The sequence below is a fragment of the Williamsia phyllosphaerae genome, from assembly GCF_014635305.1.
Classification (GTDB): Bacteria; Actinomycetota; Actinomycetes; order Mycobacteriales; family Mycobacteriaceae; genus Williamsia_A; species Williamsia_A phyllosphaerae.
The window spans coordinates 1082377-1097734 of sequence record NZ_BMCS01000001.1 but is presented as its reverse complement, the minus strand read 5'-3'; the positions used below and the strand labels follow the sequence as shown (position 1 = coordinate 1097734).

At 68.0% G+C, this 15358-nt stretch carries 16 protein-coding genes and 2 tRNA genes; 6 read left to right on the top strand and 12 right to left on the bottom strand.

What is annotated here, in order from left to right; translation table 11 throughout:
• Positions 1–30 precede the first annotated feature (30 nt).
• The 3 genes from IEV93_RS05065 to IEV93_RS05055 all read left to right on the top strand — a co-directional run bounded on the left by IEV93_RS05065 (position 31) and on the right by IEV93_RS05055 (position 1381).
• Positions 31–1017 (top strand): DUF3566 domain-containing protein, encoded by a 987-nt coding sequence (locus tag IEV93_RS05065; RefSeq protein ID WP_188487508.1) that lies wholly within the window; start codon positions 31–33, stop codon positions 1015–1017.
• Positions 1018–1092: 75 nt separating this feature from the next.
• Positions 1093–1166 (top strand) — tRNA-Ile (locus IEV93_RS05060).
• 142 nt (positions 1167–1308) lie between these two features.
• Positions 1309–1381: transfer RNA gene (locus tag IEV93_RS05055), tRNA-Ala, on the top strand.
• On the opposite strand, the gene IEV93_RS05050 is transcribed toward IEV93_RS05055, so the two are convergent.
• The 3 genes from IEV93_RS05050 to IEV93_RS05040 form a co-directional block, all read right to left on the bottom strand.
• Positions 1355–1513: a hypothetical protein gene (locus IEV93_RS05050; RefSeq protein WP_188487506.1), complete on the bottom strand. Its 159-nt coding sequence runs from the start codon at positions 1511–1513 to the stop codon at positions 1355–1357. The genes IEV93_RS05055 and IEV93_RS05050 overlap by 27 nt on opposite strands.
• Before the next feature lie 10 nt (positions 1514–1523).
• Positions 1524–2024, bottom strand: coding sequence for a DUF4190 domain-containing protein (locus IEV93_RS05045; RefSeq protein ID WP_188487504.1), 501 nt, complete (start codon positions 2022–2024; stop codon positions 1524–1526).
• Between the two features lie 283 nt (positions 2025–2307).
• A complete protein-coding gene (locus tag IEV93_RS05040) occupies positions 2308–2625 on the bottom strand; it encodes a hypothetical protein (RefSeq protein WP_188487502.1) in 318 nt (105 codons plus the stop codon).
• A 116-nt stretch (positions 2626–2741) separates the two neighbouring features.
• On the opposite strand from IEV93_RS05040, the gene IEV93_RS05035 reads away from it, so the two are divergent.
• The gene (locus tag IEV93_RS05035; RefSeq protein WP_188487500.1) at positions 2742–3278 is read left to right on the top strand and encodes a peptidylprolyl isomerase; all 537 of its coding nucleotides are present in this window, start codon (positions 2742–2744) and stop codon (positions 3276–3278) included.
• 197 nt (positions 3279–3475) lie between these two features.
• Positions 3476–4147, top strand: a complete 672-nt coding sequence (locus tag IEV93_RS05030) for a rhomboid family intramembrane serine protease (RefSeq protein WP_308690865.1) — start codon at positions 3476–3478, stop codon at positions 4145–4147.
• 33 nt (positions 4148–4180) lie between these two features.
• On the opposite strand, the gene IEV93_RS05025 is transcribed toward IEV93_RS05030, so the two are convergent.
• From IEV93_RS05025 to crgA, 3 genes are all read right to left on the bottom strand, one after another.
• The gene (locus tag IEV93_RS05025; protein ID WP_229704893.1) at positions 4181–5281 is read right to left on the bottom strand and encodes a GNAT family N-acetyltransferase; all 1101 of its coding nucleotides are present in this window, start codon (positions 5279–5281) and stop codon (positions 4181–4183) included.
• A gap of 14 nt (positions 5282–5295) precedes the next feature.
• Positions 5296–5772, bottom strand: a complete 477-nt coding sequence (locus IEV93_RS05020; protein WP_229704892.1) for a PH domain-containing protein — start codon at positions 5770–5772, stop codon at positions 5296–5298.
• Positions 5773–5839: 67 nt separating this feature from the next.
• Positions 5840–6130 carry a cell division protein CrgA gene (crgA, locus tag IEV93_RS05015; RefSeq protein WP_188487493.1) on the bottom strand — a complete coding sequence of 97 codons (291 nt, stop codon included), beginning with the start codon at positions 6128–6130 and terminating at the stop codon, positions 5840–5842.
• Between the two features lie 159 nt (positions 6131–6289).
• Here crgA and IEV93_RS05010 point away from each other — a divergent pair, with 159 nt between their 5' ends.
• The gene (locus IEV93_RS05010) at positions 6290–6955 is read left to right on the top strand and encodes an aminodeoxychorismate/anthranilate synthase component II (RefSeq protein WP_229704891.1); all 666 of its coding nucleotides are present in this window, start codon (positions 6290–6292) and stop codon (positions 6953–6955) included.
• 6 nt (positions 6956–6961) lie between these two features.
• Here IEV93_RS05010 and pknB read toward each other — a convergent pair whose 3' ends face one another.
• Genes pknB through IEV93_RS04980 form a run of 6 tightly spaced genes read right to left on the bottom strand, consistent with a single transcriptional unit; the run spans position 6962 to position 15136 of the window.
• Positions 6962–8866: a Stk1 family PASTA domain-containing Ser/Thr kinase gene (pknB, locus tag IEV93_RS05005; protein WP_188487491.1), complete on the bottom strand. Its 1905-nt coding sequence runs from the start codon at positions 8864–8866 to the stop codon at positions 6962–6964.
• Positions 8866–10233, bottom strand: a complete 1368-nt coding sequence (locus tag IEV93_RS05000) for a serine/threonine-protein kinase (RefSeq protein ID WP_188487490.1) — start codon at positions 10231–10233, stop codon at positions 8866–8868. Before IEV93_RS05000 ends, pknB begins: the two co-directional genes overlap by 1 nt.
• Positions 10234–10255: 22 nt before the next feature.
• On the bottom strand, positions 10256–11761 hold the full coding sequence (locus IEV93_RS04995) for a peptidoglycan D,D-transpeptidase FtsI family protein (RefSeq protein WP_188487489.1): 1506 nt from the start codon (positions 11759–11761) through the stop codon (positions 10256–10258).
• The gene (locus IEV93_RS04990) at positions 11758–13185 is read right to left on the bottom strand and encodes an FtsW/RodA/SpoVE family cell cycle protein (protein ID WP_188487488.1); all 1428 of its coding nucleotides are present in this window, start codon (positions 13183–13185) and stop codon (positions 11758–11760) included. Before IEV93_RS04990 ends, IEV93_RS04995 begins: the two co-directional genes overlap by 4 nt.
• Positions 13185–14672, bottom strand: coding sequence for a PP2C family protein-serine/threonine phosphatase (locus IEV93_RS04985; RefSeq protein ID WP_188487487.1), 1488 nt, complete (start codon positions 14670–14672; stop codon positions 13185–13187). The genes IEV93_RS04990 and IEV93_RS04985 overlap by 1 nt, the downstream gene beginning before the upstream one ends.
• Positions 14669–15136, bottom strand: a complete 468-nt coding sequence (locus tag IEV93_RS04980; protein ID WP_188487486.1) for an FHA domain-containing protein FhaB/FipA — start codon at positions 15134–15136, stop codon at positions 14669–14671. The genes IEV93_RS04985 and IEV93_RS04980 overlap by 4 nt, the downstream gene beginning before the upstream one ends.
• Positions 15137–15358: the final 222 nt, after the last annotated feature.

Sequence of the window (15358 nt, the reverse complement as noted above, 5' to 3'; positions counted from 1 at the left end):
CAGCACGTCACACGAGGTGAAGGAAAGTAGTTGAGCACACCCAACGAGCCCGAGGGGTCGCCGCGATCGGGACCCGGTACCACCGAGCGGCCCGAGGGGAGCGACTCCAACGGGGTCGCGTCCCGTCCCGCCGAGAACGGCGGACAGGACAACGGGGGTGCTCCGGCCGACGCTCCGCGGAACGGATCGGGCACCGGTCCTGGTGGGATGCCGCCGTGGCAGCGGGTCGGCAACCAACGTCCCCCCAGCGGTGGGCCGGTGCAGCCGAACCAGCCCGGACCACCGGTGCAGCCGAACCAGTCGGGGCCGTCGGGCCCGCCGCCGCAGCAGGGTCAGCCCAACGGTGCGCCGAAACGTCCGCTGGTGACCGGCTCGGCCGTCAACCGGGGCGCCGCCTCGTCGGATCAGTCGACGACGCGTTCCCCGATCGCGAAGCTCGACGCCGACGGCAACACCGCGGAGGAACCGTCCAAGGGACGTAATTCCCTGACCGGCAAGGTGATCGACGGTCCGACGCGCAACATCGACCGGAACAACCTGCCGGAGGACCTGCCCGACCTCGACGCGATCCACCACCCGAGCGGCGGTCAGCAGACCGATTCCGGCGTGCCGCCGGTCCGACCGGTGGAGACGTTCTCCGCAGGCCCGCGCGGACCTCTGCGCGCGGCGGTGCAGCTCCGCCGGATCGACCCGTGGTCGACGTTCAAGATCTCCTCGGTCCTCGCGATCGCGCTGTTCCTGATCTGGATGATTGCCATCGGCGTCCTCTACGTGATCCTCGACGGCATGGGCGTCTGGGATCAGCTCAACGGCTCCTTCGGCGATCTGGTGTCGAGCGACTCGTCGACCGACACCTCTTTCCAGATCACCGCGGGCACGGTGTTCGGCATCGCGGCGTTGGTGGGCGCGGTGTACGTCGTCGTGTTCACGGCGCTGACGACGGTCGGAGCGTTCATCTACAACATGAGTGCCGACCTCGTGGGCGGCGTCGAGGTGACCCTCGCCGATCGCGACTGACCTGTCGTTATCGGTGGCCGGACCCCGCTGTTTTGTTTCTGGAGGGGACAGTCCGGTAACCTTTTGACGGTTCACGGGCCTATAGCTCAGGCGGTTAGAGCGCTTCGCTGATAACGAAGAGGTCGGAGGTTCAAGTCCTCCTAGGCCCACGTGGGAAAGATCGCGCTGATCGTGATCGGTCTGGTCGCGATCGTTGCGGGCGGCCTGATCGCCGAGTCACACCGGAACATCGAACAGTGGCACGTCCTTGACGCGCGCTAGTCTGCCCGAACGCCGGAACTGATCCGGCACGGGGCCTTAGCTCAGTTGGTAGAGCGCTGCCTTTGCAAGGCAGATGTCAGGAGTTCGAATCTCCTAGGCTCCACATCTCGTCCATCCGGTTCCGGATGAACTCCCGTCCCATGGCATTCGCCGACGAATCCAGCGCCTTCTGGTACCAGTCGTGTGCCGCTGTGGTGTCGCAGGCCGCGAGCCGGTCGTAGAGCGCGACGATCACGTGCGGGTGTCTACGAGCCCTGCCCGGCGATGGCGAAGTACACGATCAGACACAGCACCGCCGCGCCGATGTAGAAGTAACCGAGCCACAGCGCGGCCACGGCCAAAGAGTCGCCCTGCTCGCGCGTCGTCCGGATCTGACGACGTGCGATGTGTCCACAGATCACGCCGAAGATCGACGTCAGACCCAGGAACGACAACACCAGCGCCACGATCGCGAGCACGTTCGTGCTGTTGCGGGGTGCAGCGGTCATGGCATTCGACTCCGGGTCGTGATCGTCGTGGTGCAGGGGCGTGTCGACCGTCGGCGCGGTCCTGGTGCTCTGGTACTGCTGCTCGGGTCGGCTCAGCGAATAGGCCGCGTTGGAATCGGCCGCGGGTCCGCTGAGGACCTCCGGCGGGTGGGCGCGTGTCGGCGCCTCGGGTGCCGGGCCGTGTCGGGGCTCGAAACGCGGAGGCGGTCCGGATCGCGGTGCCGGGCCGCGCGTAGGCGGCGGACCGGGCTGTGACATGGGACCTGACGGGGGTGCAGGCCGGAAACGGCCGCTGTCCGGACCACCGGGACGACGCGGGTCCTGCGCGTGGGTGGGGCCGGTGGGGGGACGTCCCGGCTCACGAAACGGACCGCTCGGGGGAGTCCGCGGCGGTCCACCGAAAGGGCCGGCCGGTCCGACGGGCGGGCGTCCCGACGGTGTCGGCGCACGTCGGGCGTCGGGATTGTCGTCGGGGTGCACGCCTACAAGCTACCTGTGGACCCGCACCGACAGTCCAATCGGTCGAGAGCGGGGCGGGGCGCTATCGGGTGGGGACGTCCTCGACACGCGGCGGCTGCGCGGCGACCGGCGGAGGGGTGTTGCGTCCGCTGCGCAGGGCCGAGAACACGACACCGCCGCCGATGACACCGGCGATCCCGAGGACCAGCAGACTGTTGCGTCGCGACACCCTCGACGGGCGCCGGGAGGTGAGCACCTTCTTCGCGCTGCGGCGACGCCCGACACGCTTGGCGACGACGCGAGCAGGCCGGGTCCACGGCACGAGGTATCCCAGCGCCGCGGAGCCGGCGGTCTTCGCGGCGGCCATTTTAGGGTTGTCGTCGGTATCGGTGCTGGTCACGATCCCCATCGGTGGTCCTCTTCCCGTCGCATACGCGCCTGTGGTGTCGTGTCCCGGACTGCCGGGCGAGCCCGGTTGGCAGCGGGGGTGTGGGTGCCGTCGCGGCTGGTGGCACCATGGTCGTCGTGAGTACACCACAGAAAACTGCAACCGCGACCGTGCACACCAACCAGGGTGACATCGTCATCGACCTCTTCGGCAACCACGCGCCGAAGACCGTCGAGAACTTCACCGGTCTGGCGACCGGCAGCAAGGAGTACAGCCAGCCGAACGCCTCCGGCGGAGACAGCGGCCCGTTCTACGACGGGTCGATCTTCCACCGGGTCATCAGCGGCTTCATGCTGCAGGGTGGCGACCCCACCGGCACCGGCACCGGCGGCCCGGGCTACCAGTTCGGCGACGAGTTCCACCCGGAACTCGTCTTCGACCAGCCCTACCTGCTGGCCATGGCGAACGCGGGCCCCGGCACCAACGGCTCGCAGTTCTTCATCACCGTGGCCAAGACGCCGCACCTCAACCGCAAGCACACCATCTTCGGTGTGGTCAGCGACCCGGCGTCTCAGAAGGTCGTCGACACCATCGGTGCCACCTCCACCGATCGTCGTGACAAGCCGCTCGAGGATGTCGTCATCGAGAAGATCGAGATCAGCTGAACCCGAACCAACCGCAACCGTTCGGGGGCCCCGCTCCCGCCATGGTCTGCGTCCGGCACCCGGACCGTCCCACGGGTCTTTCCTGCACCCGTTGTGGACGGCCGGCGTGTCCGGAATGCCTCCGGCCGGCGTCCGTCGGCCAACACTGCGTCGACTGTGTCCGTCAGGCGGGCGGCGAACGGGTGACGGTCCGAACGATGGGTGCCACGCGCCCCACCGCCACCTACGCCCTCATCGCGATCAACCTCGTGATCTTCGTGGTCACCCTCGCCCAGGCCGGCGGTCTCACCGCGAACCTGCTGCGGTCACCGATCTTCGCCGACGGCGTGCTCTTCGGCCCGCTGGTCGGCAACGGTGAGTACTGGCGGATCCTCACCTCGGGATTCCTGCACTACTCGCTCATCCACGTCGGTCTGAACATGTTGACGCTCTACATCCTGGGCCGAGATCTCGAGATGGCGATCGGCACCAGACGGTTCCTCGGGGTCTATCTGACGGCGCTGTTCGGCGGCAGTGCCGCGGTGTTGATCTTCTCGCCATTCGCCGCGACGGCAGGCGCCTCCGGCGCCATCTACGGCGTGATGGGCGGTCTGCTGGTCGCGGTGATCAAGGCCAAACTGCCGCCCGGTCAGATCATCGGACTCATCGTGATCAACATCGTGATCTCGCTGTCGATCCCCAACATCTCCCTGTGGGCACATCTCGGTGGTCTCGCATTCGGCGCCGCGGCCACCGCGGGCGTCCTGCTGCTGCCGCAGCGGATCGGTCAGCGCGACGCCACCTCCGCATCGCGCGTGGGCTGGATGTCCATCGGAGTTCTCGTCGTGGTGGCCTTGCTCATCTGCGTCGCCCGCGCCGCCACGCTCTGACACCCCACCGCGCGCGGATGTCTGTCGCACGCCTCAGACGGTGTGGAGAAAACAGCGGGCGGCCGTGCGTCGATCGGCGTCGTAACCGTCCCACTTCGCCGCGGGCACGTCATGGTGCCCGACCTCTGTGAATCCTCGTCTGATGAAGAAGTCCGCAGCCTCGGCGCTGACGGTCACCGCGAAGAGATTCGCGATCCCCCGGGCGCGACACATCTCCAGCAGTCCGTCGACGAGCAGACCCCCCGCTCCGAGACCGGAGAACTCCGCGACCGTGATCAGCCCCGACACCTCGCCGAATCCTGTTCCCGCGTAGCGCTCGACCTCGAGGCCGACGACGCCGGCGAGATGACCGGTCCGTAGGACCCGCGCACCGAGCCCGCCGACAGCCATCCTGGCGACGTCGATCCGGCTGCGCGCCTTGAGAACTCCGTCCCGCACCCCGTGCGCGACCAGCGACTCGATGGCCGGGAAATCATCCACCTGGAGTGCGGCCAACTGCAGATACCGCCCCTGGGTCAGAACGGTTCCCCGGCCGTCGAACGTCAACAACTCGAACTCGAGATCCTCGGCACGGCAGAGGTTCACGCTGTAGGCGCCGCCGGCGAGCGCCTCCTGCGCGGCGGACGTGAAATCGTGCAGCCCGCGGTCTGCGAGGTGTGCGGTGAGCCGGTCGCGGTGCACGTCGATGTCGGCGAAGCTCCTGGGCGGACTGCCCCAGCCGCCACCCGGATCGGTGAGCACCATCTTCGACGCGCGCACGCTCGCGGACACCGACCCCGCCGCTCGCGCGACGGCCGACGCCGGTGCCCCGACCACGACGCAGGACGAGTCCGCGATGGCGAGCCACAGTTCGGCGACGGTGTCGTCGTCCCATTCCGTCGATCCGTCCACGTCCACGCCACCGACCGCAGCGATGACCATCGGGACGCGGTCGACGGGAACGACGAAGACGAACCGGGTGTCACCCGTGCCGAACTCGTCGACCGTCCGCTCCACGGCCTCGAGTATCGACGCACTGAGCACGGGGAGGGCGACCACGATGGTGATCCCGCGGAACTCCTCGACGAAGAAGTCGCGCTCGGGGCGAGGTACCCCGCCGGAGGTGAGTGCGACAGCCGCTGCCTCGTTCGACACCGCCCGTCGCGGCCTCACTCTGTCCCGGAATCGCGGTCGGGGCGCAGGCGGAGGTCCTTGTCCTCGTCGATCGCGTAGCCCTGGGCGCGTAGGGCGTCGGCGACATCCAGCGGTGCCTCGCCGAGTTCCCACCGTCCCAGGATCACGAGACGCTCGGTGCCCTCGTCGTCGATGTCGATCTCCAGATTCGGCACCCGACGACCGAACCTCGGATAGCTGACGATCCGGATCCGGGTGATCTGGGCACGCGACCAGCTGTGCCTCCCGGTGATGCCTCGGATCTCGAGTCGGTCCGGCCACGCCGCCAGACGGGGGCGGACGAGCAGTGACCCCAGCCCCATGGCCGCGAGCAGCAATCCCGCGACACCCATGATGACCAGGCCCGGAGGATCGGATCCGGACAGTGCTGCGGCCACCAGCAAGACGACGCCACCACCGAGCAGGGCGACGCCGACGGGGCGGGGAGTCGCCCACTGAGCAGAGTTATCCACAGGCTCTATGCACAATGTGGATGAATTACACACATGTAATTCACGATGCTGGGGACAAACCGGCCGGTCAACGCCACTTCATCGTCATCAGCAGACCGGTGATCATGAAGCCGAAGCCGATGAGGAAGTTCCAGGCGCTGAGGTTGTACATCCAGTGCAGGATCTTGCCGTCGGCGCCGAGGCTGGACGGGGTGGCGACCAGGTAGAACACGATCAGCCACGCGAGACCGATGAGCATGAGGCCGAGCATCGCCGAGACGTAGATCGTGCTCGACGGACCGGCCTTGACCTTCACCGGCGTACGGCTGGCCGGGTTGATCGTGTAATCGGTCTTCTTCCGGACTTTCGACTTCGGCATGACTTCCTCGCTGATGAACGGCGACCGCGCGGATCCGTGGGACCGGTGGGGTCCTCACCTCGCGCGGGTCGTACTTGCTGATGGACGCGTGCGACCACGGTATCCCACGCCGAGAAACCGATGTGAGATCCGACCGAGGTCGCCGGTACCGTGAAGCCGGTGACCACCAGTTCCGTCCGGAAACCGTCGATCCTCGTCATCGACAACTACGACAGCTTCGTCTACAACCTGGTCCAGTACCTGGGCCAGCTCGGTGTGCACGCGACGGTGTGGCGCAACGACGACGAGCGACTGGACGATCTCGACAACGTCGTGGCCGAGTTCGACGCCGTGTTGCTCAGTCCCGGACCGGGTACGCCGCAGCGAGCCGGCGCGACCATGCCCGTCGTCGGTGTCGCGGCCCGGACCGGAACCCCCATCCTCGGGGTGTGCCTCGGTCACCAGGCCATCGGCGCGACCTTCGGCGCGACGGTCGATCGTGCCCCGGAACTCCTGCACGGCAAGACATCCACGGTGTTCCATGACGGCAGCGGGGTGCTCGCCGGACTCGCCGACCCGTTCATCGCCACGCGCTACCACTCACTCACGGTCCTGCCCGAGACGATCCCGGACGAACTGGTGGTGACCGGTCGGACCGAGAGCGGCATCATCATGGCGATGTCGCATCGGGAGCTGCCGATCCACGGGGTGCAGTTCCACCCGGAGAGCGTTCTCACGCAGGGCGGTCACCGGATGCTCGCGAACTGGTTGCGGCTGTCCGGGTTCGAGATCTCCGAGGAACTGGTGTCGAGCCTCGAGGCGACCGCGGCCACCGCGGTCGGCTGAGCCGGATCAGCCGAACAGACTGGCGCGCCCCACGGTGACGGTGATGGCGGCGTCGTTGTTCAACGTCTCGCCGGCCGCCGGCTGCTGATCGATGACACGGTCGGCATCCGGGCTGCCCAACCCCACGTTGCGTGGCGTCTCGTTGAGCGTGCCGTTGCGCCAGCCGGCGCCGTTCAACGCGTCGCGCGCCTGACTGGCCGTCTTGCCACGGAGGTCAGGCATCCGGAACTGGTTGCCGCGCGAGACGGTGACCTGCACGGTGCTGTTCTCGTCGACCTGCGTGCCTGCAGACGGTGTCGAGTTGATGACGGTGTCCGCCGGCTGGTCGGAGTCGGCGGGGACCGCGACGAATCGCAGGCGCAGATCCTCGACGGCGGTCTGCGCCGCGTCCTGACTCAGACCGATGAGCGAGGGCACCGTGACGCGTCGCGGACCGGTACCGATCTGCACCGTGATCTGGGTGGTGACCGCCTGCGACGTCCCCGCCTGGGGCGCCAAAGCGACTACCTTGCCCTTGAGCTGATTGGACGACACGACGTTGCCCGGGCGCACGTTCGAGAACCCGAGCGCGTCGAGAGCCTTGGCCGCCTCCTCGTACGTCTGCCCCGTGAGGTTCGGCAGGTCCTGGCGCAGCGGACCGGTCGAGACGTACAACGTGACCTGAGAACCCTTGTCCGCCTGCACACCTTCCGACGGAGCGGTGCGTGTGGGCATACCCGACTCGACGTCGTTGCTCGGCTCCTCGAGCGGGTTGTTCACCCGGAAGCCGAGTTTCTCCAGCTCGGAGCGCGCCTCGGTCGCCGACAGCCCGGTGACCTTGGGGATCGCGACCTGTTCGGTCGCGTCATCGGCCCAGGGGGTGGTCAGCAGCAGCGTGACCCCGACGATCACCAGGACCGCGGCGAGCGCGGCCGCGATGTACTTGAGCACCGGGGATCGGCGCTCGTCCTCGTCCTCGTGCGGATCGGGACGACGGTGCGACGTCGGGCCCACACGACCCGGGCGGTTGCGCGCCGGTTCGATGATCCCGGTCTTGTCCTCGTCGGACAGCAGCATGGGTGCGCTGGGACGTCCGCCCGCGAGCACCTTCATCAGGTCCGACCGCATCTCGCCCGCGGACTGATAGCGGTTGAACGGGTTCTTGCTCATCGCCTTGAGGATCACCGAGTCGAGCTGCGGCGGGATCTCACGGCGGATGCTCGACGGGACCGGCGGATCCTCGCGGACGTGCTGGTAGGCGACCGCGACCGGTGAGTCACCGGTGAAGGGTGGCTCGCCGGTGAGGAGCTCGAACAACACGCAGCCCATCGAGTACACGTCGCTGCGGGCGTCGACGCTCTCGCCGCGCGCCTGCTCCGGCGAGAGGTACTGCGCGGTGCCGATGACCGCGGAGGTCTGGGTCATCGCACTCGAGGTGTCCGACATGGCCCGGGCGATGCCGAAGTCCATCACCTTCACCGCACCGGACTTGTCGATCATCACGTTGGCCGGCTTCATGTCCCGGTGGACGATGCCGTTCTGATGTGAGAAATCAAGCGCCGCAGCGACATCGGCCATCCAGGTCATCGCCTGACGTGGTGCGACGTGCCCCTGGGCGCGCAGGACGTCGCGCAGGGTCTCGCCGTCGACGAACTCCATCACGATGAACGGCAGCGGACCCTCGGGGGTGTCGGCCTCTCCGGTGTCGAACACCGAGACGATCGTGGGGTGGTTCAGCGACGCCGCGTTCTGTGCCTCGCGACGGAAGCGGAGATAGAAGCTCGGATCGCGCGCGAGGTCGGCGCGCAGGATCTTGACCGCCACGTCACGATGCAGCCGCAGATCACGCGCCTGATGCACCTCGGACATGCCACCGAATCCGAGGACCTCGCCCAGCTCGTACCGATCGGAGAGGTGACGAGGAGTCGACATCAGTCACCTTTCTTCTCGTCGAGCGGCGACGGGTCGCTGCTGCTGTCATCGTAGTTCTGCCCACCGAAGCCGGGGATGGTGATCCCGGGGATGACCAGGCCGCCCTGCGGCGTCGTGGTGGTCGTCGTCGGCGGGGTGGTCGTGGTGGTGGTCGGCGGAGTCGTCGTGGTGGTGGTCGTCGTCTCCTCCTCCGTGGTCGTCGTCTCCTCCGGCGTCGTCGGAGCCGGTTCCTCGGTGGTGGTCGTGATCGACGGCGGCGTCGACGGAGTGGTCGATCCGTCGCTCGAGTTGGTCGACAGCCAGTACGCGACGAGGGCCACCGCGGCGAGCAGCAGGATCACCGCGACCGCGGCGAGCGCCTTCTGGCCGCCGGTCCAGCGACCGTCGTCCTGGGCGGGCGCGGCCGGGATGGGCCGACGCGAGGTCGCCGTGGGCGGCGGGGGCCCGGCCGGGCGGGGGATGGGCGCCGACATCGCACGGGTCGAGGTCGGCGGGACGACGATCCCGCCGGCGCGCGGCGGTGGCGGGCGACGACCGGACCGCACCGCGGCCACGGCGTCGGCGAACTCACCGCCGTCGGAGTAGCGGTTGAGCGGCTCCTTGGCCATCGTGATGTCGATGAGCTCGCGGATGCCCGCGGGCAGATCGTTCGGCAGCGGCGGCGGCGTCTCACGGATGTGCTTCATCGCCACGGTGATGGCGCCGTCCCCGAGGAACGGGCGCCGACCCGAGATCGCCTCATAGCCGACCACTCCCAGCGAGTAGACGTCCGACGCCGAGGTGGCGTCCTCACCGAGGGCCTGCTCGGGCGAGATGTACTGGGCGGTGCCCATCACCATTCCGGTCTGGGTCACCGGCGCGGCGTCGACCGCCTTGGCGATGCCGAAGTCGGTGATCTTCACCTGACCGGTCGGGGTGATGAGGATGTTGCCGGGCTTGACGTCCCGGTGCACCAGGCCTGCGGTGTGTGCGGCCTGCAGGGCACGGCCGGTCTGCTCGAGCATGTCCAGGGCGTTGTTGAGTGACAACCGGCCCATCCGCGACAGGACCGCGTTGAGCGGCTCGCCGTTGACCAGTTCCATCACCAGGTAGGCCAGGGCGGGCCCGCCGGAACGGTCGGGCGTCTCGCCGTAGTCGAAGATGCTGGCGATACCGGGGTTGTGCAGTCGGGCGGTGGTCTGGGCCTCGATCCGGAAGCGCTGCAGGAACTCTGCGTCGTCGGAGAACTCCGACTTGAGCACCTTGACCGCGACACGACGGTCGAGCCGGGTGTCGAGTCCCTCCCACACCTGGCCCATGCCACCGGTCGCGATGAGTCTCATCAGCCGATACCGATCGGCGATCGTGGTTCCGCTCTGCAGACTCATCGGGTCCCCTTGTCGTGCCACATCAGCTGTTCCCCACCATCGCGTTGATCACCGCACGACCGATCGGCGCCGCCGACGAACCTCCGGTCGACTGCACACCGCGATCACCGTTCTCGACGATCACCGCGACGGCGATCTGCGCGTTGCTCGACGGACCGAAGGCGATGTACCAGGCGAACGGTGTGTCGGCCGCCTCGGAGGTCGCCGAGTGCTCGGCGGTGCCGGTCTTGGAGGCGATCGACACCGCGCCGCCTGATCCGCTCGTGTTCTTCTCCGAGTCGATCATCAGGCTGGTGAGCGTGGCCGCCGTCGTCGCCGAGATCGGCTCGTTCATGCTCTTCGGCGACGTGGTGTAGAGGGTCTTGAGGTCGGGGCCCTGCAGCTTGTCGACGAGGTAGGGCTGCATGCGAACGCCGCCGTTGGCCACCGTGGCCGCGATCATCGCGTTCTCCAACGGCGTCATGCGGACGTCGCGCTGTCCGATCGCGCTCTGTCCCAACGCCGCGAGGTCACCGATGGGGCCGACCGTCGACTCCGACACCGACAGCGGGGTGTCGGGGGTGTCGGAGTCCAGGCCGAACCGGCTCGCGGTCGACTTCACCGAGTCGATCGGGTTGTTGAGTCGCTCGGTGGCCAACTGCACGAAAGCGGTGTTGCACGAGTACTGGAACGCCTGCCGCAGCGTGACCTCCCCGCCCGACGACCCGGGGCATGTCTCGCCGCCGTAGTTGGTCAGCGACGTCACCGTGTTCGGCAGGGTGATCGAGCTGCTCGCGGTGAGACGGGTGTTGTCCGGGTTGACGCCCTGCGCGAGCGCCGCCGCGGTGGTGACGACCTTGAACGTCGATCCCGGAGGGTAGGTCTCGCTGATGGCGCGATTGAGCATCGGCTGCGCGGAGTCCCCGGCGTCGTTGGGATTCCATGCGTTCCAGGCGTTCTCACGCACCGTCGCGTCGTGGCTGGTGAGCTTGTTCGGGTCGTACGACGGGGTCGAGACCATGGCCAGGATCGCCCCGGTCTTCGGCGCGATCGCGACCACCGACCCGCGGCAACCGCCGGAGCACCCGGAGTTCATCGCGTCGTAGGCCACCTTCTGCAAACGCGGGTTGACCGTGGTGACGACGTTGCCGCCGCGTGGGTCGCGACCGGAGAACATGTCGAGGAACCGCTGCCCGAACAGACGGTCGTCGTTGCCGTTGAGGATCGAGTCGTTGGACTGTTCGATGCCGGCACTGCCGTACTGGAACGAGTAGAAACCGGTGACGGGCGCGAACGCGGGCGCGTACTTGCCGGGGTAGACGCGCAGGTACTTCAGGCGGTCGTCGGTGGGCACCGACTGCGCGATGACCTCCTGGCCCGCAGTGATCTGGCCACGCTGACGCGAGTACTCGTCGAGCAGCACCCGCTGGTTGCGCGGATCGGCCCGCAGGTTGTCGGCCTTGAAGACCTGGACGTAGGTGGCGCTGGCCAGCAGGGCGACGACCATGACCATCACGGCGATGACGACGCGTCGGATCGGGATGTTCACGGGCGCTTCACCACCTGTGTCTGGGCGAGGGCGACCGGGGTCGACTTCTTCTTCGACACGTCCGGCTCACGCGCGGCGTTGGACACCCGGATCAGCAGCGCGACGAGGACGTAGTTGGCCAGCAGCGACGACCCGCCGTAGGACATGAACGGTGTGGTGAGACCGGTCAGCGGGATCAGCTTGGTGACACCGCCGACGACCACGAACAGCTGGACGGCCATCGAGAAGGACAACCCGGTGGCCAGCAGCTTGCCGAAGCTGTCGCGCACGGTGATCCCGGTGCGCAGCCCGCGCACCACGAGGATCAGGTAGAGACCGAGCACCGCGGCGAGCCCGACCAGGCCGAGTTCCTCGCCGATGGTCGCGATGATGAAGTCGGTGTTGGCGAAGGGGACGATGTTGGGGCGTCCGGACCCCAGACCGGTGCCGAACAGACCACCGGTGGCGAGGCCGAACAGCCCCTGACCCACCTGGTATCCGGTGCCGTAGAAGTCGCCGAACGGGTCCTGCCACACCTGCACGCGCACCTGCAGGTGCGGGAAGAGCTGGTAGGCGAGGATGGCGCCGACGGTGAACAGCGCGACGCCGATGATCACCCATCCGACGCGTTCGGTGGCCACATAGAGCAGCACGAGGATGGTCGAGAAGATCAGCAGCGGTCCGCCGAGGTCGTTGGCCAGGGCGAAGATGCCGATGGTGACGATCCACGCGGCGAGCAGCGGGCCGAGGTCGCGGGCACGCGGCAGGTCCATGCCGAGGAAATGTTTGCCGGCGGTGGTGAACAGGTCACGCTTCGACACCAGCAGCGACGCGGTGAAGATGATGATCAGGATCTTGGAGAACTCGCCGGGCTGGATGTTGAACAGCGGCGTCTTGATCCAGTTCTTCGAGCCGTTGATCTCCGACAGCGACGCGGGCAGGATCACCGGGATCGCCAGGAACGCGAGGCCGCCCAGGCCGAGGATGTAGCTGTAGCGCGACAGGGTGCGATGGTCGCGGACGAAGATCAGGATCAGCGAGAACGCGACGACGCCGAGCACCGCCCACAGCACCTGCTGATCGGCGTTGTTGGTCTGATCGGTGGCCACCGCGGTCTCGCCGCTGGCGCCCGAGCCGAGATCGAGTCGGTGGATGAGCACCAGCCCGAGGCCGTTGATCACCGCGACCAGCGGCAGGATCAACGGGTCGGCGTATGGGGCGTACCGACGGATCACCAGGTGCGCGAAGCCGAACAGTCCGAGGTAGGCGAACCCGTACTTCGCGAGATCCCATGAGATCTGCTGCGACTGTGCGGCCTCGACGTTGATCATCGCGGCCATCACCACCACGGCACCGACACCGAGCAGCATGAGCTCGGTGTTGCGGCCGTTCGGACGGCGAGTGGGACCCGTTGTGGGCGTCTGGGTTACAGCGGCCTGCGACATCAGTGTCCTCGACAGACCTTGCGGCCACTGTCGTCGAAGCGATCTTCGCTGGTGTCGACGGTGGTCGTCGGGGGGACGGTGGGCGCGGGCGAGGAGGCAGGCGCCCCGGGCGCGGGTGCCCCGGTCTGGGTCGGTGCGGGCGCGACGGTGGAGGTCGGAGGCGCCGTGGTGGTCGTGGTCGGGGTGTTCACGCCGGGATCACCCGCGCGGGTTCCGCACAGCGGTAGCAGCGAGAGCAGGTTGACGTTCTGCTTGGCCTGGTCGAGCGGGACGCTCGGCTTGCTCGCGCGCACGGTGTTCTGGCTGGGCTGGGACAGGTCGCTGACCGGCAACGGCGTGCAGGAGTCGGGTGCGGAGTTCGCGTCGGCGAAGGTGATCGTGGGCGTCTCGGCCTTCAGGTCGCTCACGCACGTGGTGAGGCTGACCGAGTTGAGCGAGAGGCCGAGGATCGATCCCTGCATGCCGCGATAGAGCACGACGGTGCCGTTGTTCTCGTCGACGTAGTAGTTCGAACGGATCAGCCCGCGTGCCACCAGACCACCCGCGACGACCAACACGATCAGCGTCAGCGCGGCCGCGGCGACGAACCACTTGCGGCGCGGGTTGCGGGTCGCCTCGACGGGCTCGGGCTCGACGGTCGGACGCCGCGGTGACTCACGCGGAGGACGCAGGGCCGCGGCACGACCGGCCGAGGTGGTCGGGTCGGGGGTGTACTCGTCGTCATCGTCGCCGGCCGCGCCTGCGCGGATGGGGCGGTGATCGCCGTAGTCGTAGTCGATGACGTCGGCGACCACGACGGTCACGTTGTCCGGGCCGCCGCCGCGCAGTGCGAGTTCGATGAGACGGTCGGCGCACTCGCCGTGATCGGCCACCGAGGACAGGGTGTCGGCGATGGTCTCCTCGGTGACCACGTCGGACAGCCCGTCGGAGCACAGCAGATAGCGGTCGCCGTCCCGCGATTCGCGGACGGTCAGCGTCGGCTCGACCTCGGTGCCGGTCAGCGCCCGCATGATGAGCGACCGCTGCGGGTGGGTGTGGGCCTGCTCGGCGGTGATCCGTCCCTCTTCGACCAGCGTCTGCACGAAGGTGTCGTCGCGGGTGATCTGGGTGAGCTGGCCGTCACGGAGCAGGTAGCCGCGGGAGTCGCCGATGTGGCACAGGCCGAGGCGGTTGCCCGCGAACAGGATCGCGGTGAGCGTCGTGCCCATGCCCTCGAGCTCGGGGGACTGTTCGACCTGGTCGGCGATGGCGGCGTTGCCGCTACGGATGGCGTCGTCGAGTTTGCCGAGCAGATCGCCGCCGGGCTCGTCGTCGTCGAGGGGTTGCAGTGCCTCGATGACCAGCTGGCTGGCGACCTCACCGGCGGCGTGACCGCCCATGCCGTCGGCGAGCGCGAGCAGTCGGGCCCCGGCGTACACCGAGTCCTCGTTGTTCGACCGGACGAGCCCGCGGTCGCTTCGCGCGATGTAGCGCAACACCAGGGTCACGGGCGCAACTCGATCACGGTCTTGCCGATGCGGACCGGGGTCGCGATCGGCACCTTCACAGCGGTGGTCACCTTGCCCCGATCGAGGTAGGTGCCGTTGGTGGAGCCGAGATCCTCGACGTACCAGTCGTCGCCGCGCCGCGAGATCCGCGCGTGCTTCTCCGAGGCGTAGTCGTCGGTGAGGACCAGCGTCGAGTCGTCGGCGCGGCCGATCAGTACCGGTTGCGTCCCGAGTGTGATGCGGGTGTTGGCGAGGGCGCCGTGGGTGACGACGAGGTAGCGCGCGGCGCCCTTCGGGCGGGCCGAGCCGCCCGATCGACGTCCGATGCGGTCGTAGCGGGGGACCGGTCGCTGTCCGGTCGCGGCGTAGACGTCGTTGCGGAGGATGCGCAGGACGGCCCAGACGAAGAGCCAGAGGAGCAGGAGGAAACCCACGCGGGTCAACTGCAGAACTATGCCCTGCACAGCTGCTCACCTCCAGGCGAAGTTTCCTCGGGCGGTGACCGTCGGGGACGGGCACCGTGCGCATTGATCATCCGGGGGCGTCGTTCGACGACCCATGGATCCACATCTTATGGGTCACGCGCGAGTGAATCGGAATCTGTACATGACAGGTCTGCAACGGTTGGTCACGACTTCTCCGCGCGAGCACCTGATCACGCCGGCGGGGGAGAGTCGTCCCCGCCG

What these genes read in the sequence shown, in the direction of transcription:
- pknB (WP_188487491.1), bottom strand. Translation starts at nt 8,866, where the DNA reads ATGTCGACTCCTCGTCACCTCTCCGATCGGTACGAGCTGGGCGAGGTC.
- IEV93_RS05045 (WP_188487504.1), bottom strand. Translation starts at nt 2,024, where the DNA reads ATGTCACAGCCCGGTCCGCCGCCTACGCGCGGCCCGGCACCGCGATCC.
- IEV93_RS04990 (WP_188487488.1), bottom strand. Translation starts at nt 13,185, where the DNA reads ATGTCGCAGGCCGCTGTAACCCAGACGCCCACAACGGGTCCCACTCGC.
- IEV93_RS05030 (WP_308690865.1), top strand. Translation starts at nt 3,476, where the DNA reads ATGGGTGCCACGCGCCCCACCGCCACCTACGCCCTCATCGCGATCAAC.
- IEV93_RS05000 (WP_188487490.1), bottom strand. Translation starts at nt 10,233, where the DNA reads ATGAGTCTGCAGAGCGGAACCACGATCGCCGATCGGTATCGGCTGATG.
- IEV93_RS05035 (WP_188487500.1), top strand. Translation starts at nt 2,742, where the DNA reads ATGGTCGTCGTGAGTACACCACAGAAAACTGCAACCGCGACCGTGCAC.
- crgA (WP_188487493.1), bottom strand. Translation starts at nt 6,130, where the DNA reads ATGCCGAAGTCGAAAGTCCGGAAGAAGACCGATTACACGATCAACCCG.